Genomic DNA, 18,737 nt, shown 5'->3' on the forward strand with positions numbered 1-18,737 from the left:
GCCGGGCTCGTCGCGCGGCGGGTCAGGAGCGGATGACGTGACCCGCCTGGACGACCAGCGTGATCTCCGTCTCCGGCGACGCCAGCCGGGTGACGTCGGAGAGCGGATCGTGGCGGGTCAGGAGCAGGTCGCCGTGGGCGCCCGGGGCGAGCACGCCCAGTCTCCCCTCCTGGCCGAGCAGCCGGGCGGCGGTCGTCGTGGCGGAGCGCAGGACCGCGCCCGGGGTCTGGACCTGCGCGCGGAGCCGGAACTCGGCCGGCTGCCTGACCCGCATCGGGCCGAGCAGGTCGGTGCCGAAGGCGATCGCGACACCGGCCCGGTCGGCGATCTCCAGGGCGTGCAGGCCGCCGTCGAGCACCTCGAAGACCTTGGCATGGCTCTCGGGGGCGAGCCCGTGGCGTTCCCCCTCCTCGGCGAGCGCGGCATAGGTGACCAGCGTGGGCACGAAGAAGGCGTCCCGGTCGAGGAACAGGCCCAGCACGGGTCCGTCGATCAGGTTGCCGTGCTCGACGGTGCGCACGCCGAGCCGCAGGGCCCGTTCCACCGCGAGCGAGGTGTAGGCGTGCCCGGCGCAGTACAGACCGGCGGCGGCCGCCTCCTCGACGGCGGCGGCGATCTCCTCGTCGGAGAACTGCGTGGAGTCGATCCGGTCGGTCAGGCTGGACACCCCGCCGGACAACATGAGCTTGATGTGCCGGGCCCCGCGCCGCACCTCGTCCCGTACGGCACGCCGTACCTCGGTGACGCCGTCGCAGACCCGGCCGAGCCCCGGGGTCCACGGGTGCGGGTCGTACAGGAGTTGCCCGGCGGCGCGCAGGTCGCCGTGGCCGCCGGTCTGGGAGAGGGCCTTGCCGCCGGCGAACAGCCGCGGGCCGGGCAGCAGCCCTTCGTCGACGGCCCTGGCCAGGCCGTCGTCCGCGCCCGCCATGTCGCGCACGGTCGTGAAGCCGCGGTGCAGCATGGCACGGAGCTCCACCGCCGCGTGCGCGGTGACGTAGGCGGGCGACCGCATGGTGAGCGCGTGCTCGTCGGCGGTGTAGGCGGTGACGTGCACATGGCAGTCGATGAGCCCGGGCAGCGCGAACCGCCCGGACGCGTCGATCTCCGCCGGGTCCACCGGGGTGCCGGGGTCGGCGGCGACCTCGGCGATCATCCCGTCCTCGACGCGCAGGCGCACATCTCGCCGGACCGACTCGGCGACCGGGTCGACGATCGCGGCGTGCCGTACGGTGAGCGACCCTCCGCGCACGGCTAGGCGGGCTTCGCGGTCGAGCCGTCGGCCAGCATCAGGCCGTAGTCGCCGGGCGTCACGTTGGTCAGCGGTTCGCGGCCGAGGACCAGGATGCTCGGCTCGTAAGGGGCGGTGAGCACTTCGAGCTCCTCGGAGGTGAAGGGGCTGACGATGCGGGCCAGCACCGTGCCCTTGGGGATCCGCTCGCCGATCTGAGCGGCGCCGTAGCTGGACAGCATCGTACCGCCGACGGTGGGGCGCAGCACGGTGAGAGTCTCCACCACGACCTGGCCGGGCGGCGGCGGCACCGGCGCGCCGGGGAGCATGCCGAGGGCGCGCAGCACGTTGAGGGTGCCGCCGATGCCCCTGTCCAGGAACTCCTCGATCCGCTGGCCGCCGCCGCCCAGCTCGCTGACCATGCAGGCGATCCCCTGCTCCAGCGCCCAGCCGGTGGCCGAGCCGGGGTACGGCTTGCCCTTGTAGAGGACGGAGCAGCCGAACGCGCGTGACATCTCGGCGCCCGCGTCGTGGATGTAGGCGTAGTCGACGGTGGCCAGGATGCCGCCCGAGTGGAAGTCGATGAAGTGGTCGGCGCCCGAGAGGATCTCGCACAGGACCGCTGCGACCTGCTCGGTGACGGTGCCCGTGCGGGTCCCGGGGAAGATCCGGTTGAGGTTCACGCCGTCGATCGGGGTGTTCCTGGTCAGCGCCTGGAGGGCGTAGGGGTTGGCGACGGGGACCGCGACGATCGTGCCGCTCAGCTCGGCGGTGTCGATGGTCTCGACGATGCGGCGCACCGTCTCCGAACCCATCGGCTCGTCGCCGTGAATGCCGCCGAACAGCACCAGGCGCGGGCCGGGAGCCGCGCCGCGCAGGGTGTGGACGGTCAACTCCAGCAGATGCCCGGCGAGGGTGGTGACGGGTACCTGCTCGACGGTGTGGGCGGCGGTCATAGGGAAGATCCTTCCTTGGCGGGACGGCGGGAGCCGGTGAGCGTCGCGAAGACGCCGGAGCGGGCCAGCAGCAGGGCGACCAGGCCCGCGATCACCAGGGCTGCGGCGATCAGCAGCGTGGAGAGGGCGGCCAACGTCGGATCCTGATATTTCTGCATGTAGACGAACATCCAGACGGGCAGGGTGTTCTGGTCGGGGGCCAGCAGGAAGACGGTCATGTCGATCTCGTCGAAGCTGACCACGAAGGCGAACAGGGCGGCGGCGACCAGCGCCGGCCGGATCTGCGGCAGGGTGGCGAGCCGGAAGGCGCGCAGCGGCGCCGCGCCGAGGTCCTTGGCGGCGGCCTCCAGGGTGACGTCGGCCCGCATCAGCGCGGCGGTGACCACGATCACCACGAACGGCAGGATGATCACGACATGGGTGGCGATCAGCCCGCCGATCCCGCCGAACAGACCCAGCCGGTGCAGGTAGATGAACCCGGCGAAGCCGAAGGCCACCTTCGGCACGACGGTGGGGGACAGGGTGAGGGTCTCCAGCACCCGTCTGCCCGGTGGCCGGTGCCGTACGAGGGCGGTGGCGGCGGCCGTGCCGATGACCATGCTGACGGCCGTCGCGCAGATCGCCACCTCCAGGCTGAGTACGGCGGCCGCGCCCAGCCCCGGCTGCTGGAAGAGGTTGGCGTACCACTTGGTGGACAGACCGGGCGGCGGCCAGGTGCCGAAGGACACCGAGGAGAAGGAGTTGATCACGACGATGACCAGCGGCAGCAGGACGAACACGTAGACCGCCGCCAGCCACACCCCCCAGCCGCCCGCGCCCGGCGGGGTCGCGGCCCCGGCCGTGACCCCGCCCTGCTCCGCCCGTCCCATCCGGCGCTGCGTCCAGCCGAAGAGCGCCAGCGCGACGGCGGCCAGGATCAGCAGGGCGTACGAGGACACCGCGGCCAGCGGCCAGTCCACGTTGTTGACGTTGTCGTAGATGTCGGTGGCCAGGACGGCGACCCGGCCGCCGCCCAGCAGGCTCGGCGTCGCGAACGAGCTGATCGACAGCGCGAAGACGAGCTGCGCCCCCGCGATGAGGCCGGGAGCCGTCAACGGGAGGGTGACCATGCGGAACCGCCGCCACGCGCCGGCCCCGAGATCGCCCGCCGCCTCGCCCAGCGCCGGATCGACCTGGCCGAGCGCGCTGGTGATGGGGAAGACCATGAAGGGGAGCAGGATGTGGACCAGCGCGATGACGACCGAGGTCCGCTGGTAGAGGATCTCGACCGGGCCCAGACCGAAGGCGCCGAGCAGGCCGTTGAGCGCGCCGCTGTCGCCGAGTACCAGCTCCCAGCCGTAGGTCCTGGCGACCACGCTGGTCAGCAGCGGCGCGAAGATGACGAACATGCCCACGTAACGCCAGCCGGAGCGGCGGACGCGGTGCAGCGCGTAGGCGGTGGGATAGCCGACGAGCACGGCGGCGACCGTGGTGATCACGCCGAGCTGCACGGTCTCCCAGACGATGTTCCAGTGGTAGCCGCTGGTCAGGAACGACCGCCAGGTGGCGATGGTGCCGCCGACGTCGCCGCCACCGGGCACGTACTGGTGGAAGCTGTACTCCAGCAGCGTGAGCATGGCCCCGACGAACACGACGGCCAGCACGACGATGGCAGGCGCCGCGAGGAGATAGGCCGTGCGGTGCCGGGCGAACCGGTCCCTCATCAACCCGCCTCCCTCAGATTCGCGAGGCGATGTCGGTCTCCCAGCGTCGCTGCCACTCGGCGTTGTGCGTGCCGACGATGGTGTAGTCGACGTCGATGAAGCCCTTCCTGGTCGCCGGGGAGAAGGCCGGGAGTCTGGCCAGGTCCGCCGGGATCTTCGCCTTGGTGTTGGCGGGGGTCTCGATGCTCGTCTCCGCCCAGCGCTGCGACCATCTGGGGGAGATCATCTCGTTGATCATGTCGTTGATCGCCTCAAGCTGGTTGGGCGTGGAGCCTTCGACGGCCTGGAGGTAGACGGGCAGCGGGATCGCGCCCTCGCTGGGCACCACGTAGTTGAGCGGCGCGCCGGAGTTGATCCACTGCTGGCCGGTGCCGGCGAAGTAGCCGGTCAGCGTGGCGGTGCCGTTGCTGAGCACGTTGAGGTACTGCGGATTCGACTCCACCAGCAGCCGGATCTGCTTGGCCTCGCGTTCCCAGAGCTGCCAGCCGGGCTCCATGTTCGACAGGCCGCCGCCGTTCAGCTTGGCGGCCATGAACACCGCGTACCAGGGGAACTGCAGGAAGGTGACCTGCTCGCGGAAGGCGTGGTCCCAGAGCGCGGACCACGACGTGGGCGGTTTGGGCGCCTTGTCACGGTTGTAGAGCAGGCCGAGCTGGTCGGCGCCGATGCCGATGCCGTACCCGTCCTCGCGCCGGAACCTCTCGTCGATGTCGGCCGCGTTGAACATCGCGGAGTAGTCGAGCTTGGCCCACATGCGGTCCGCGACGCCCTGCACCGAGCTCTGCGCGTTGAAGAAGCCGAAGTTCACCAGCGGCTGGTCGGGCGCGGCCTTCTTCTGCGCCAGCATCCGGGTGTAGCCGACCGTGTTGGACTGCTCGTAGACCTCGATCTGCACGCTGGGATGCGAGCGCATGTACTCCGCCGCGAACTCCTTGGGCATCTTGCCGAGGTCGCCGCCGAGGAAGGCGAACATGGTCACCTTGAGCTTGCCGCCGGAGCCGTTCTGGCCCGCGCTCGGCCCGGTGGCCGGTCCTCCCGGGTTGACCTCGCCGCACGCCGAGGCGAGCGCGAGTCCGGCGGCGCCGGCCAGCAGACCCCGCCGGGAGATGGAACGTTCCTGCATCGCCGCCTCCATGATCATTTGTCCAGGACGACGGCGGCGCCGGCATCCCACCCGATCTCGACCTCGTCCCCGACGGAGAAGGGCGTGCCCGTCTCCTCTCGCTGCTCGGCGATCACCAGCAGCCCCGGCGGCAGCCGGACGTGGTAGCGGGTGCTCGCCCCCTGGAAGATCACGTCCTCCAGCCGGCCGCGGAACCGGTTGGCGAACCGGGGAGCGACCCGCTCGGCGACCGTGACGTGCTCGGGCCGCACCGAGACCGTACGGCCGGACCGGGGGATCTTGATGCCGACGCCGTCCACGTCCAGGACATCGCCCCGCGGGGAGCCCTCGAACAGGTTCGTGTCGCCGAGGAACGTCGCGGTGAAGACCGTCTCCGGCGCCCGGTAGAGGTCGGCGGGGGCCCCGACCTGCTCGATCCGGCCCTCGTTCATCACCGCCATCCGGTCCGCCATGGTCAGCGCCTCGACCTGGTCGTGGGTGACGTAGACGAACGTGGTGCCCGAGTCGTGCTGGATGCGCTTCAGCGCCTGCTGCATCTGGACGCGCAGCCGCAGGTCCAGCGCGCCGAGCGGCTCGTCGAGCAGGAGTACGGCGGGCTCGTTGGCCAGCGCCCTGGCGATCGCGACGCGTTGCTGCTGCCCGCCGGAGAGCTGGGCGGGGAGGCGATCCCCGTAGCCCGACAGCCCGACGAGTTCCAGTTTGGCGGCGACCGTCTTCTCGATCCGCGCGCGCGGCCAGCGGTGCAGCCGGGGGCCGAAGGCGACGTTCTGCGCCACCGTGAGGTGCGGGAAGAGGGCCAGGCGCTGGAAGACCATGTTGGTCGGCCGGCGGTGCGAGGGCCGGCCGCGCATCGGCTCCCCCCTGATGAGCACCTCTCCCGCCGTCGGCTCCTCCAGCCCGGCGAGGATGCGCAGCGTGGTGCTCTTCCCGCAGCCGGACGGTCCGAGCAGCGCGAAGAACTCCCCTCTGGCCACGGTGAGATCGAGGTGTTCCACGCCGCGCGCACCGTTGTCGTACACCTTGCGGATGCCTCGCAGCTCGGCGTCCGGGGTGCGCTCATTCCCACTCAGTGGTAGTGGCTTAGCGTTCATTGGTAGTCAACGTAAAAGTCCGGGGGGCTCCACGTCAACGCCCCGCGCGTCAACCGTACGGCGTGCGGGCTGAAATTTTCATCCCCGATTGCGGGGTGACCTGCGATGTCGCCGGGGGAGAAGGCGTCGATGCTTCGATGCGGGCGGGTCGCGGAAGTAATGTCCCGACCAACATGCGTGGGAGCGCTCCCGTGCGGCCGGGTTCCGTCGGACCGAGGAGGTGGTGCGCCTGGAGAAGCGGTCACCGCTCGCGGTACGACTTGCCCCTGCGAAGGGCCCGCCCGAACAGAAAGCACGGCCGGGCGGGGGGCGGGACACCCCCGCCCCGCCGGCCCGGGGCCCGGCCGACCCGCTCACCGGGCCCCCCCCCACCACCCCCCCCGCGGGGCGGGCGGGACCCCCCCCCCCCCCCGCCCGGCCGTGCGCGCTTCCTACCGGATCAGCCGCACGTTATGTCGCTGAACGTCGGACTCCCCCCGTTGGCGAGGAACCCGGCGGTGGCCGTCGCACCCGGCGCGAGGGTGGCGTTCCACGTCGTGGCATGGATCATCGCCGTCGGGCCGCTCTGCATGTGCGTGCCGTTCCAGCTTTGACTGATGGTGATGCCCATGGGCATCGACCACTGCACGAACCATTGGTTGATCGGGGTCGTGCCGTTGTTCTTGATGGTGACGGCACCCTGGAAGCCGTTCGACCAGGTGTTGGTGGCGGTCACCGTGGCCGTGCACGAGAGCGGGCCCGGCGGCGGCGTGGTGGGCGGGTTGGTGGGCGTCGGCGTGTTGGGCGGTGGGGTGGTGGGCGGCGGGGTGCCGCCCGGGCCGACACCGGTGACCTCGCCGTTTCCGCCGTCGAAGAGGACGTCGGAGCAGCTGTAGAAGTTCTCCTGGCTGTCGGAGCGGATCCAGTGGGCGAAGATGATGTGCCTGCCGGTCTTCCCCGAGGGCAGCTGCGCGTTCCAGTGGTAGTAGTTGAGGGCGCCGGCGCCGCCCGACTGGGGCGGGTCCGTGACGGTGTTGAACTTCTCCAGATCGCTCCAGGCCAGCGGCGAGCTGGGATTCCAGCCGTTACGCGTCACGTACAGGTCGAACCTGCCGGGATGCGCCGCCCAGTTGCTGTGCCGGATCTGGATGTTCGCGCCCGAGGTCAGGTGCGTCGTGGGCCAGTCGGTGCGGGCCGCGTTGTAGGCCGCGTACGTCGTGGTTCCCGCGCCGCAGATCTGCCCGTCGGGGATGTAGCCGGAGGTACGGCCGTTCGCGTCGGAACGGAGCACGCCGAACCAGTTGTAGAGGGGGTTCGTGCCGCCCTGGGCGACGGCGGCCGCACACGCGGGGTTGTAGGGGATGATCTGGCCGTTGTCCCGCAGGCCGTCCTTCCAGCACAGGAAGGTACGGCTGCCCGGCACCATGGTCACGCCGTGCGCGGTCGCCTGCTGGGGCAGCGTGAGGACTGTGGCCACGAGCGCGACCACCACCGCCACGGCGAGCACCCACAGGCGGCGGCGGAGGACCATCGCCGCGATGGATCTCGATGTCAACGAATTCCCTTTCGGGGTACGGGCCCCCGCAGGCGGGCGCCCGGACTGCGCGGCCCTGCGCCCGGCCGGGATCATGCCGAAGGGACTCCGGGATGCCCGGCAGGGCGGCGCACGACGCCGCCGTCTGCCGCACGCCCTCCTGCGACTCTGCCCGCCCGAGCATTGACGTCGACTGGAGAAGATGGCCACCGGCACTCGCGTACCCGCATTGAAACACGCCGCCCCCGCTCCCGCAACGGGTGGTCACCTGAGCGCTTCGACCGGCTCCATCCTGGCCGCGCGCAGCGCCGGATACAGCCCGGCGAGCAGGCCCACCAAGGCGCCGGCGACCGGTGCGGCGAGGGCCAGGCGCAGGTCGAGCACCGGCGTCCACTGCCTGGCGGCGGAGACGGCGACCACGGCGAGCACCCCGAGACTCGCCCCCACCACCCCGCCCGCCAGGCCCGTGAGGGTCGACTCCAGCAGGAACTGGCCGGCGATGTGCCTGCGCGCCGCGCCGAGCGCGCGGCGCAGCCCGATCTCCGCGATGCGTTCCATCACGGTGACCAGCGTGACGTTGGCGATGCCGACCGCGCCGACGACCAGCGAGACCAGGCCGAGGATCAGGAACAGCCCGTTGACGTCGTCCTGCACCGCGTCGCGTGCCCGGGTCGGGCTCGCCGGCGCGAGCACGTGGAGCTGGGCCGAGTAGGCGGGACTGAGCGCCCGCGGGGCCTGCGACGCGATCAGCTCGGCGGCGCCGAGGCTCGTGTTGACCAGCACCCGGGTCACGTCTTTCAGGCCGAACTCCCGGCCCACGGTGGGCGGCACGATCACGGCTGTGGACAGCGCCTGGTCGCGCCGGAACCCGCCCAGCACACCGATCACGGTGTAGGCGCGGTCACCGACGAACACGGCCGGCGCTCCCTCCAGCCTGGTCACGCCGAGCATCTTCGCCGCCTGCTCGCCGAGTACCACCACGCGGTCGCGCCGCCGTACGTGCCCCTCGTCGTAGAAGCGGCCCGCGACCATGCGCCCCAGCACCGCGCCGGGCAGGCCGGCCGTCGCGGCGACCACGGCGAGGCTCTGGTCGGTGACCCGGGTGGGGTCCACCAGGGTGTTCGACCGCACCGACAGGTTGGAGCTCCGCGTGTTCTGGGCGACGGCGGCGGCCGCGGTCACACCGCGCAGCCGGGTGAGCTCGCCGGGGGAGTCCCAGGCGACGAGCGGGCCGTCCTCGCTCGTCGGCACCTCCACGGTGATGGAGGTGGCGGTCAGCTCGTCGAACCGGCCGACGATCTGGTTTCCGGCCGTCGCGGCGATGCCCAGGGTGATGACGAGGGTGGTGATGCCGAGCACGGTGCCCAGCGTGGTGAGCGCCGAGCGCACCGGCCTGGCGAGCATCCCGGCCAGCGCCTCCGACCAGAGATCGCGGGGGTCCATCAGCTACTCCCGAGGGGATCGTCGCCTTTAGGCGACGGGGGAATCAGGAGCGGGAGGGCCGCCAAGGCCCGAGCGTGCAGTGACCCGCCTGGTCTGCGCATCAAAGGTCCCCGTTCGTCGCGCGTTGGATGTGCGGAACTGTGATGATGATCGGGTGGCTCGTCAGGTGCGCACCTCCCCCGGTGCGGCGTATGACCTCGGATACCACGTCGTGTGGTGCCCGAAATACCGCCGCCCGGTTCAGGGTGGGCGGGTGAAGGACCGCCTTGAGGAGTTGATCCGCGCCAAGGCGGGTGTGCACGGCTGGGAGGTCGTGACGGTTGAGGTGATGCCCGGCCACGTGCATCTGTTCGTCGCGCCGCACCCGAAGAACTCGCCGTCGCAGGTGGCGAACCAGTCCGAAGACTTCACCTCGCACCACCTGTACTCCCGACTGCCCACGCTGTGGTCGCGGTCGTACTTCGTGGCCACGGCCGGCGCCGTATCCGCCGTGACGGTGCAGCGGTACATGCGGACGCGGTACGAGCGGGCATCCAAGGGCGGTGGCCGTGCGTAGGTCGTTCAGGTTCCTGCTGCGCCCCACCAGCGCGCAGTCGGCGGTGCTCGCTCAGTGCCTGGAGGATCATCGGCAGCTGTACAACGCGGCCCTTGAGCACCGCCGCACCGCCTACCGGAAAGCGGGCGTGAGCGTCCGGTACGGCGACCAATCCGGCGAGTTGAAGCACATCCGCGCTGACGACTCCGGCGGGCAGGGACGTTGGTCGTTCTCCTCCCAGCAGGCCACGCTGCGCCGCCTGGACAAGGCGTTCGCGGCGTTCTTCAAGCGCGTCCGCGAGGGGCACGCGCCGGGGTTCCCGCGTTTCAAGGGGCGCGGCCGGTTCGACACGGTTGAGTGGCCGAAGGACGGTGACGGCTGCCGCTGGGGCTCCCAGCCCCACCACCCGACCGCCGTCTACGTGCGCCTTCAAGGCGTCGGACACGTCCGGGTGCACCAGCACCGGCCGGTGCGGGGCATCGTGAAGACGATCAGCGTGAAGCGGGAAGGCGTCCGCTGGTTCGTGATCCTCTCCTGCGATGACGTGCCCGCGAAACCCCTGCCCGCAACGGGAGCGGTCGCCGGGATCGACCTGGGTGTGGCGTCGCTGGCCACCACCAGCGGCGGCGAGCATCTGGCCAACCCGCGCCACCTCGCCGCTTCGGCCGAGCGTCTGGCTGGTGCCCAGCGAGACCTCGCCCGCAAGAAGCGCGGCAGCAAGCGCCGCCGTAAGGCGGTCGCCCGAGTGGCGGCCCTGCACGGCAAGGTTCGCCGTCAGCGTCTCGACGGTGCGCACAAGGCCGCGCTCGCGCTGGTCCGCACGTATGACGTGATCGTGCATGAGGACCTGAAGGTCGCGAATATGACCCGGTCGGCGTCCGGCACGATCGACGCGCCCGGCGTCAACGTCGCGCAGAAGTCCGGCCTCAACCGTTCGATCTTGGACGCGGGTTGGGGGGTGTTCCTGACGATCCTGTCGCACAAGGCTGAAAGTGCCGGTCGAGAGCTGATCACGGTGAACCCTCGCAACACCTCCCGCACGTGCTCGCGCTGCGGGCACTGCGCGAAGGACAACCGCCCCAGCCAAGCCGAGTTCGCCTGTACGGCGTGTCGCCACGAGGCGCACGCCGACGTCAACGCGGCGATCAACATCCTCAGGGCCGGGCTGGCCCTTCGCGACGCCGTAGCGGCTTAGCGAGAAGCCGCCTCGTTTACGGGGCGGAGGAGTCACCTCACTCCTCACTCAGTACGCCGTCGGTGATCCGCACCCGCCGGGTGGCCCGGGTGCTCACCTCGTCCTCGTGCGTGATCACGACGAGGGTGAGCCCCTGCTCGCGCAACTCGTCGAACAGGTCGAGCAGCAGGCCCGTGTTCTGACTGTCGAGGTTGCCCGTCGGCTCGTCGCAGAGCAGCAGGGACGGCTCGCCGAGCAGCGCCCGGGCGATCGCGGCCCGCTGCCGCTCGCCGCCGGACAGCCGGTCGGGCAGGAACTCCAGGCGGTGCCCCAGCCCCACCTTCTCCAGCGCCTGTACGGCCCGGCCGCGCCGCCCTCGCCGCCGGTGCCGCCCGTAGATCTCGGCCAGCATCACGTTCTCCACGACCGTGCGCTGCGGCAGCAGGTGGAAGGACTGGAAGACGAACCCGATCCGGCTCCCGCGCAGCCGGGTCCGCGCCCCCTCCTTCATCGCCGTGGTCTCGATCCCGTCGAGCAAGTAGGAGCCCGAGGTGGGCCGGTCCAGCAGGCCCAGCGTGTTGAGCAGGGTGGACTTCCCCGACCCCGAGGGGCCCACGATGGCCACGTAGTCACCCCGCCCCACGCTCAGGGAGACCTCCGACAGGGCGTGTACCGGCGGTTCGGCCGGATACACCCGCGACACGTCCCGCAGCGCGATGACCGCGTCACCCATTGCCGATCACGACGCGGTCGCCCTCCCGCAGGTCGCCGGTGATCTGGACCTGGCCGTCGGCGGTCAGGCCGGTGCGGACCTCGACGTCGCGGGTGCGGTCGGTGGCGTACTCCACCTGCACGCGGGGCCGGCCGTCGGCGGAGGTGACCACGGCGGCCACCGGGACGGTGAGCACCTCGCCGTCCGTCTCGCCCACGGAGATCCGCACGGTGACCGGGACGCCGGCCAGGGCGCGCAGGCCCTTGGCGGCGGCAGGCGTGAGCAGGACGGGGACGGATCCGAGATCGGCGGAGTCCTCCTCGTCCTCCTTCTTCTCCTCCGCACCGGTTTCGGCCCCGGGACCGAACGCGGTCAGCCTGGCCGGGAACCGCTTGTCCTGCTCGGTCTCGATGACGGCCTTCATCCCGGTGCGCAGCAGCTCGGCCTCCTGGTCGTCGACCGACCCGGTGACGGCGAAGGTCGAGCTGGTCACCGTGCCGACGGCACCCCCGACGGCCGCGCCCGCCTGCACCGAGGTCCGGTCGAGCCTGGCGGGTAGTTTCGGCAGGAAGACGATCTCGCCGGGCGGGACGCTGACGCCGTAGGACTCGCGGTACTCCGCCAGGTTCGCCTTGGCGCGCGCCACGTTCCTCCCGCCGTTGACGATCTTCAACCGGAGCGGGGCGGTCTCGCGGGCCTGCTTCAGCGCCTGATCGGCGGTGAGCACCGCCTCCTTCGCGGTCCGCACGGCCGTGCGCAGCTCCTCCAGCCGTTCGCCCCTGGCATCGGCCGCCTGCTCGGCGAAGAGCTCCAGGCTTGCCCGCGCGGCGGCCAGGTTCGCCCTGGCGTTGGACACCTTCAGCTCCAGCAGCCGTTTGTCGTCCTCCGGCTTCGCCGCCGCGAGTGCCTGCTCGGCGGCGGCCAGCTCCTCCTCGGCGCCGCGCAGGGCCCGGCCAAGCTCCTCGAACTGGCGGGCGTCCTCGGGGGCGACCTCCAGCGCCTCGGCCTCGTCGAGGTCGGCCTCGGCGGTGCGCAACTCGGCACGCGCGTTGCCGAGCTTCGTCTTCAGCAACTTGACGTCCTTCGAGGCGGCCAGCGCCCTGCGGTCGGTGAGCAGGTCCTCCTCCGCGGTCTGTACGGCTTGGCGCAGCTGGTCGAGGGTCTGCCGGGCGGCCAGATCGGGTTCCTGCGCCCGGTAACCCCGCTTGCCGTACCAGCGCTGGACGGCCGCGGCGGTCGCGGCGTCGAACACACCCGACGCGGGCCCGCCGTACCCCATCCTGCGCAGTGCCCGCTGGAGCTGGCGGACGTCGGCGCCGCTGGCGCCCGGCCCGATCGTCCGGTGCATCGGCACCGAACCCCGCAGCGTGAACACCGGCCGGCCGTTGACCTCCATCAGGACCTTGCCTTCGGTGACCGTCCCTCGGCGTGGCGCTCGCGTGACCCGCTGGAGGGCCGGGCCGGCGGACGTTCCGGTGGCCGAGCCGCCGCCGACCACCCCGGCGAGCGAGATCGCCACCGGCGAGCCGTACTCCAGGGCGCCGTTGACCGCGACCGTGCTGGTCAGCTTGCGTTTGACGACCGGCGCGGTGACGAGGGAGGGCACGGGGGCCTGGCGGAGCGCGGCCTCGTCGGCAGGGGAGCGTAGTCGCGTGCCCAGGGCCCATCCCGCCCCGGCGATCACCACCACGCCGGCGACGACGGCGCCGAGCACCCGGCGTGGGGACCTCAATTCCGGAACCCCATGCCGAACTCCCGGTAGGCGCGCTGCTGCACGCTGAGCTCCGCGGGCAGGAATGCGAGGTAGAACTCCTTGCCGCACTCCAGGTCGTCGAGGGCGTCCTTGATCTCCCTGGCGAGGTACGGCCTGGCCTGGTCGGCGTTCAGGTCGGGTTCGTAGCGTGCGCCCTCCGGCTGCTCCAGCCGCTTGCGGGTGTCCTCGGGGATCTTCTCGCCGAGCGGCGCCTTCTCGTCGTTGAACCGCTTCGGGCCGCGCCCGGCCATCGCGGTCGGCTTGGTCGAGCCGATCGTGTAGCCCTTGGCCTTCAGGCAGGATCCCATCGCGGCGGCCAGTTCGGCGAGCCGCGGCTCGCCGTCGAGCTCCCGGGCGACGAGCTGCTTCGCCCTCGCGTCGGCCTGCTCGAAGCGGTCCATCATCGATTTGACGTCCTTGCCCAGCACCTTCTTCACGGCCTTGACGTAACAGCGATCGTGCGCGTCTTCGTAGGCGAGGGTCTGGGTCTTCGACAGCGAAGATCGGATCTTGAAGTTGGGGTTCACGACCTTCGGCTTGGCCGTCTCGTCCGGCTCGACCATGGGATTGTGGAACTCCTGCGGGTAGACGTAGATCGCGTAGATCCCGTAACCGTTCTTCTCCCGGAACCTCTTGATCGCCTCGTAGTCGCCGTTGCTCCGCCTGCGCGACTCGTCGGTCCCCTCGAAGAACGGCTCGACGTAGGGGACGTACTTGAAGCCCTGCTCCTTCATGCAGTCGGCGATCATCGTCTCGATGCGGCGCTCGGGTTCCTGTCCGGTCGGCGAGGGCTCCCGGCCGGCCTGCGTGGCGGTGTTTCCGCAGGCGGTGAGCAGGCCGAGCAACGCCACGGCCAGTGCCAGTGCCAGGGGGATTTTGGGCATGCGAAACCTCGGTTCGTGGGCAGGGGTGTGAAAGGGCGCGCCGGAGGTGCCGGCGCCGCCCGTGTCCGAGAAGGGTCAGAGCAGGATGTGCCGCCGGGCCCGGTGGGTCACCGCGACGGCGGCGGCGGTCAGGAAGACGAGCAGGCCCCAGTGCGCCAGGTCCTGGCGGGTGGCGTAGGCGAGGCCCTCGGCGAGTTCGGCGAACTCCGCCGCCAGGTAGACCCCGGCGGCGATCGCCCAGCGCGGATCGCCGTTGACGTGAGCGGCCCAGACGGCCAGGAGCAGCAGTGTGATCTCCAGGGCGATCCTGCCCGGCGTGCCCGTGGGCTCCGCGACGGACCAGGTCTCCGTGTTCGCGCCCGCGAGCAGCGGCACCGCCGGCCACCACCGCCACGAGCGTTTCGGCGACGGCCCCGCCCGTACGGCGAGCGTCGCCAGGCCGAGGAAGATCACCGCGTAGGCGGCCACCGGTGCGATGGGACCACCCCCGGCGAACAGCGCGGGACCGCCCCAGACCGAGTCGGGGAAGATCGGCAACAGGGTCTCGTCCAGCCACGGGTAACCCACCGCGATGGCGCACACCTTGGTCGCGACGAGCACGACGAGCGGAAGCGCGAGCCGTACCCGCCCGCGTATGACGGCCCAGGTGGTGACCCCCGACAACGCCACCCACAACGGGATCGAGCCGGCATAGGGGACCAGCGACGCGAAGCACGCCACGGCGAGCGCGGTGACACCGAGGTGGATCCCGTCGTCCCAGGCGGGCCCCCGCGCGGCCTGGATCATACGGGTCCGCAGCCCGCCGGCGACCAGCGCCGCGGACTCGGTGGGGGAGGGCGCGGAGCGGAGGGGCTCGGCGGTCTCCATGAGGGTGGCGATCAGCTCCTCGCCGTGCCCGGAACGGTAGTCCGGCGGGTAGGCCACGAGCAGTCGCCGGTAGCGCCGTTCGAGCACACGGGCGGATGAAGTCGTCCCGACGGTCACGCGAACGCCGATCCGGGAAGCGTGCGCCCGGTCACCACCGAGGCGGCCTGCTGCATCCGCAGCGCCTCCGCGGCGACCAGGGTGCCGCCCTCGTCGGTGAGCCGGAAGTAACGCCTGGGCCTGCCGTCGACGACCTCCTCGCGTTCCACCGCGATCAGCCCGTTGGCGGCCAGTCTGTCGAGCGCCCCGTACAGCGTGCCGACGGGTAGTTTCACCCGGTTCTCCGACAGCGCGAGGACCTGTTTGATGATGCCGTGCCCGTGCAGCGGGCCGTCGAGGAGAGCCGCCAGGATGAAGAACGTCGGCTCGCTGACGGCAGGTGATCCCTTTGCCATACCGCCGACCATACTTCGTGCGGCGAAGTATGGTCAATCCGGACGGAGAGCCGGACCAGGCCGGGGTCAGGCGCCCGCCGGCTCTCCCGCGTCGAGATCCCTGGCCAGCAGGTCGGCGAGGGCGGCCAGGGCCTCCTCCGCGCCGGGCCCCTCGGCGTCGAGCGTCACGACCGCGCCGTGCGTGGCGCCCAGCGCGAGTACGGCGAGCATGCTGTTGGCCGGGACCGGGTCGCCGTCGCCCACCCGGATCCGGACGGCGACCTCGTGTTTCGCCGCCGCCCTGACGAAGATCTTGGCGGGCCTGGCGTGCAGGCCGCTGCTGGAGGCGATGGCAACGGTTCTCGTCGGCATGGCGACTTCCCTTCCAGAGGGTTCAGGGTTCGACGGTGACCTTGATCGCCTCGCCGCGGCTGACGATGCCGATCCCGTCGAGGACCTGCTCCAGCGGGAGGCGGTGAGTGATCAGGTCGCCCACGGGCACGGCTCCCGTGGCGATGAGCTGGAGTGCCCGGGCATTGTGCGACGGGCTCGAACCGTTCGCACCGATGATCATCAGCTCCCGGTAGTGCACCAGGTTGGAGTCGAGCTCGATGATCGGCGCGTCCTTGGGCAGACCGCCGAAGAAACTGATCCTGCCCCGGCGGGCGGCCAGCTGGATCGCCTGCTGCTGGGCGGCGCCCGAGGCCGCCGCCGTGACCACCACGTCCGCGCCTTTGCCGCCGGTCAGCTTCAGCGCCGCCTCCACCACGTCGGTCTGGTCGCCGCGGATCGCCTCGTCCGGCGCGACCAGGTCGGCGGCCATGGCCAGCCGCTCGGGATTGATGTCGGCCAGGAAGACCCGCGCCGCGCCGCGCGCCCTGGCCAGCCGTACGTGCAGGCAGCCGATCGGGCCGGAGCCGATGATCACCACGTCGTCGCCCGTGCCGACGCCGGCCAGTTCCTGGCCGTTGAGCACGCAGGCCAGCGGCTCGGCCACCGACGCCTCCGCGAACCCGACCCCCTCGGGGATCCGGTTGAGGCCGTCGACGGCGAGCACCTTGGCCGGCACGACCATGAACTCGGCGAAGCCGCCGTCGTAGTGGTAGCCCATCGATTCCTGGTTCTCGCACACCGTCATCCGGCCCCGGCGGCACTCCCCGCAGCGGCCGCAGGGGATGGCGGCGATCACCTGGACCCGGTCGCCGGGACGCCAGCCCGCGGGGCCCGCGACGACCTCTCCGGCGATCTCGTGCCCCATCACCCTCGGCGGCCTGATGTGATGGTGGCCGTGCTTGTAGATCTTGGCGTCGGTGCCGCAGGTGGAGCAGTCGCGGACCCGGATCTTGACCTCGCCGGGGCCCGCGACCGGCTCGGGGGCGTCCTCCACGCGGATGTCGCCGGGCGCGTGGAAACGGGCGACCTTCATTTCTCGGTGTCCTCTCCGGCGGTGGGGAGCAGCAGTTCGAGCACCTGGCCGACCTCGGTGGCCGCGCGCAGTGCCCGCGCGCTGCCGGGGTCGAGCAGGATCCGGGCCAGCTCCGAGAGCAGGCGCACGTGGCCGTCGCCCTTGGCGGCGATGCCGACGCACACCGTCACCCGTTCGCCGTCCCAGTCGACCCCGCCGGGGAAGCGCAGCACGCAGATCGCGTCGTGGTGCACGACGTCCTTGCCGGCGAGGGTGCCGTGCGGAATCGCCACCCCCTCGCCGACGTAGGTGGAGATCGACCGCTCACGGTCGAGCATGGTCGCGATGTACGGCTCGGCGACCGCGCCGGTCTCCAGCAGGGCACGGCCGCACTGGCGGATCGCGTCGTCGCGGTCCGCCGCCGTCTCGTCGAGCCGGACGGCCCTCGGATCGAGCGGGAGCGGCGCCGTCTCAGGCATCGACGGTGCCGCCGCTCTTGATGGTGCTGATCAGCTTGGTGACCGCCGGGTCGCCGATGAAGACCTGGAACGGCACGAGCACCCTGCCCGGCGCGCTCTTGCGGGCCCGGTCGGCCAGGCCGACGTGGCAGAGGATCACGTCGGCGTCGTCGGGGATGGAGTTCACGGGGGTGTGCTCGACCTGGATCTGCGTTCCCTTGAGCTGTTTGCGCACCTGGCTGGCCAGCATCACGCTGCTGCCCATGCCCGCGTCGCAGGCCACGATGATCTTGCGGATGTCCTTGCTCTCGATGCTGGCCATGAGGGTCATGCCTCCTTGGTGACGGGTTGCTGGGCGTCGGTCTCCGCTGCCGTCTCGTCCTGGGCCTCCTGCCTGGCGCCCCGGCCGAAGCCGAGCAGCGCCGCGGCGACCAGGAACGAGACCCCGGTGGCGACGAGGATGCCGGCGATGACACCGAGCCAGCCGCCCCTCGGGGTGACCGCCAGGAAGGCGAAGATGCTTCCGGGCGACGGGGTGGCGACCAGGCCGGAGCCGGTGATCAGGAACACGAACACGCCTGCGGCGCCGCCCGCGATCACGGCGAGGATCAGTCGCGGCTTCATGAGCACGTAGGGGAAGTAGATCTCGTGGATGCCGCCGAAGAAGTGGATGATCATCGCGGCCGGGGTGCTGGGACGCAGCGGGCGGGGGCCGAAGAACAGGTAGGCCAGGAGCAGCCCGAGCCCGGGGCCGGGATTCGACTCCAGCATGTACAGGATCGACTTGCCGGTCTCCGCGGCCTGTGCCACGCCGAGCGGCCCCAGTACGCCGTGGTTGATGGCGTTGTTCAGGAACAGCACCTTGGCCGGCTCGATCAGCACCGACGCCACCGGCAGCAGCTGGTTGCTCACCAGCCAGTCGACGCCGTTCCCCGCCACCTCGGTGATGGTCCTGACGATCGGCCCGATGCCCCAGGCGCCGAGCAGGGCCATCGCGGCTCCCACGATGCCGGCGGTGAAGTTGTCCACCAGCATCTCGAACCCGGGCTTGATCCGGTCCTCGGTCAGGGCGTCGATCCGCTTCAGCAGGTAGGCGGCGAGCGGGCCGATGATCATGGCGCCGAGGAACATCGGGGTGTCCGCGCCCACGATCACGCCCATGGTGGCCACGGCGCCGACGACGGCCCCGCGCTGTTCGTGGACCATCCGGCCGCCGGTGTAGCCGATCAGGATGGGCAGCAGGAACTTGATGATCGGGTCGACCAGCGCGGCGAACGACTCGTTCGGCAGCCATCCGGTGGGGATGAACAACGCGGTGATCAGACCCCAGGCGATGAACGCGCCGATGTTGGGCATGATCATGCCGGCGAGATGTCCGCCGATCCGCTGGATGGTGGCCTTCGTTCCGGTCCCCTGGACCGTGGGGGTGTAGCCGTTGGCCATCTGAAGCGCTCCTTCCGG

General features: G+C 71.2%; 19 protein-coding genes. 2 read left to right on the forward strand and 17 right to left on the reverse strand.

Annotation, left to right across the window (positions count from 1 at the left end; translation table 11 throughout):
* Window positions 1-22: 22 nt before the first annotated feature.
* From MBA17_RS43130 to MBA17_RS43160, 7 genes are all read right to left on the reverse strand, one after another.
* Window positions 23-1,249 (reverse strand): metal-dependent hydrolase family protein, encoded by a 1,227-nt coding sequence (locus tag MBA17_RS43130; protein WP_238503744.1) that lies wholly within the window; start codon window positions 1,247-1,249, stop codon window positions 23-25.
* A gap of 2 nt (window positions 1,250-1,251) precedes the next feature.
* Window positions 1,252-2,184, reverse strand: a complete 933-nt coding sequence (locus tag MBA17_RS43135; RefSeq protein ID WP_238503746.1) for a succinylglutamate desuccinylase/aspartoacylase family protein — start codon at window positions 2,182-2,184, stop codon at window positions 1,252-1,254.
* On the reverse strand, window positions 2,181-3,887 hold the full coding sequence (locus tag MBA17_RS43140) for an ABC transporter permease subunit (RefSeq protein WP_238503748.1): 1,707 nt from the start codon (window positions 3,885-3,887) through the stop codon (window positions 2,181-2,183). Before MBA17_RS43140 ends, MBA17_RS43135 begins: the two co-directional genes overlap by 4 nt.
* Before the next feature lie 13 nt (window positions 3,888-3,900).
* Window positions 3,901-5,010 (reverse strand): ABC transporter substrate-binding protein, encoded by a 1,110-nt coding sequence (locus MBA17_RS43145; protein WP_238503750.1) that lies wholly within the window; start codon window positions 5,008-5,010, stop codon window positions 3,901-3,903.
* A 14-nt stretch (window positions 5,011-5,024) separates the two neighbouring features.
* The gene (locus MBA17_RS43150; RefSeq protein ID WP_238503751.1) at window positions 5,025-6,101 is read right to left on the reverse strand and encodes an ABC transporter ATP-binding protein; all 1,077 of its coding nucleotides are present in this window, start codon (window positions 6,099-6,101) and stop codon (window positions 5,025-5,027) included.
* Window positions 6,102-6,540: 439 nt separating this feature from the next.
* Window positions 6,541-7,635 (reverse strand): lytic polysaccharide monooxygenase auxiliary activity family 9 protein, encoded by a 1,095-nt coding sequence (locus MBA17_RS43155; protein WP_238503752.1) that lies wholly within the window; start codon window positions 7,633-7,635, stop codon window positions 6,541-6,543.
* Window positions 7,636-7,878: 243 nt separating this feature from the next.
* Window positions 7,879-9,057 carry an ABC transporter permease gene (locus tag MBA17_RS43160; protein WP_238503753.1) on the reverse strand — a complete coding sequence of 393 codons (1,179 nt, stop codon included), beginning with the start codon at window positions 9,055-9,057 and terminating at the stop codon, window positions 7,879-7,881.
* 154 nt (window positions 9,058-9,211) lie between these two features.
* Here MBA17_RS43160 and tnpA point away from each other — a divergent pair, with 154 nt between their 5' ends.
* Window positions 9,212-9,613, forward strand: coding sequence for an IS200/IS605 family transposase (tnpA, locus tag MBA17_RS43165; RefSeq protein WP_238503754.1), 402 nt, complete (start codon window positions 9,212-9,214; stop codon window positions 9,611-9,613).
* Entirely contained in the window at window positions 9,606-10,787 is a 1,182-nt protein-coding gene (locus MBA17_RS43170; protein ID WP_238503755.1) for an RNA-guided endonuclease InsQ/TnpB family protein, read from the forward strand. The genes tnpA and MBA17_RS43170 overlap by 8 nt, the downstream gene beginning before the upstream one ends.
* Window positions 10,788-10,824: 37 nt before the next feature.
* On the opposite strand, the gene MBA17_RS43175 is transcribed toward MBA17_RS43170, so the two are convergent.
* The 10 genes from MBA17_RS43175 to mtlA form a co-directional block, all read right to left on the reverse strand.
* Window positions 10,825-11,499, reverse strand: a complete 675-nt coding sequence (locus tag MBA17_RS43175) for an ABC transporter ATP-binding protein (RefSeq protein ID WP_238503756.1) — start codon at window positions 11,497-11,499, stop codon at window positions 10,825-10,827.
* Window positions 11,492-13,210, reverse strand: a complete 1,719-nt coding sequence (locus MBA17_RS43180; protein ID WP_238503757.1) for a peptidoglycan-binding protein — start codon at window positions 13,208-13,210, stop codon at window positions 11,492-11,494. The genes MBA17_RS43175 and MBA17_RS43180 overlap by 8 nt, the downstream gene beginning before the upstream one ends.
* On the reverse strand, window positions 13,207-14,115 hold the full coding sequence (locus MBA17_RS43185) for a hypothetical protein (protein ID WP_238503759.1): 909 nt from the start codon (window positions 14,113-14,115) through the stop codon (window positions 13,207-13,209). The genes MBA17_RS43180 and MBA17_RS43185 overlap by 4 nt, the downstream gene beginning before the upstream one ends.
* A gap of 75 nt (window positions 14,116-14,190) precedes the next feature.
* Entirely contained in the window at window positions 14,191-15,099 is a 909-nt protein-coding gene (locus tag MBA17_RS43190; protein WP_238503760.1) for a hypothetical protein, read from the reverse strand.
* Entirely contained in the window at window positions 15,096-15,434 is a 339-nt protein-coding gene (locus tag MBA17_RS43195) for a PadR family transcriptional regulator (protein WP_238503762.1), read from the reverse strand. The genes MBA17_RS43190 and MBA17_RS43195 overlap by 4 nt, the downstream gene beginning before the upstream one ends.
* A 66-nt stretch (window positions 15,435-15,500) precedes the next feature.
* Window positions 15,501-15,785 (reverse strand): HPr family phosphocarrier protein, encoded by a 285-nt coding sequence (locus MBA17_RS43200; protein WP_238503765.1) that lies wholly within the window; start codon window positions 15,783-15,785, stop codon window positions 15,501-15,503.
* Between the two features lie 22 nt (window positions 15,786-15,807).
* Window positions 15,808-16,839 (reverse strand): zinc-dependent dehydrogenase, encoded by a 1,032-nt coding sequence (locus tag MBA17_RS43205; protein ID WP_238503768.1) that lies wholly within the window; start codon window positions 16,837-16,839, stop codon window positions 15,808-15,810.
* The gene (locus MBA17_RS43210; RefSeq protein ID WP_238503775.1) at window positions 16,836-17,297 is read right to left on the reverse strand and encodes a PTS mannitol transporter subunit IIA; all 462 of its coding nucleotides are present in this window, start codon (window positions 17,295-17,297) and stop codon (window positions 16,836-16,838) included. Before MBA17_RS43210 ends, MBA17_RS43205 begins: the two co-directional genes overlap by 4 nt.
* The gene (locus MBA17_RS43215) at window positions 17,290-17,598 is read right to left on the reverse strand and encodes a PTS sugar transporter subunit IIBC family protein (protein ID WP_238503777.1); all 309 of its coding nucleotides are present in this window, start codon (window positions 17,596-17,598) and stop codon (window positions 17,290-17,292) included. Before MBA17_RS43215 ends, MBA17_RS43210 begins: the two co-directional genes overlap by 8 nt.
* Before the next feature lie 5 nt (window positions 17,599-17,603).
* On the reverse strand, window positions 17,604-18,719 hold the full coding sequence (gene mtlA, locus MBA17_RS43220) for a mannitol-specific PTS transporter subunit IIC (RefSeq protein WP_238503779.1): 1,116 nt from the start codon (window positions 18,717-18,719) through the stop codon (window positions 17,604-17,606).
* Window positions 18,720-18,737: the final 18 nt, after the last annotated feature.

The organism is Dolomitihabitans soli (assembly GCF_022213955.1).
In the GTDB taxonomy this organism is placed as follows: Bacteria; Actinomycetota; Actinomycetes; order Streptosporangiales; family Streptosporangiaceae; genus Streptosporangium_A; species Streptosporangium_A soli.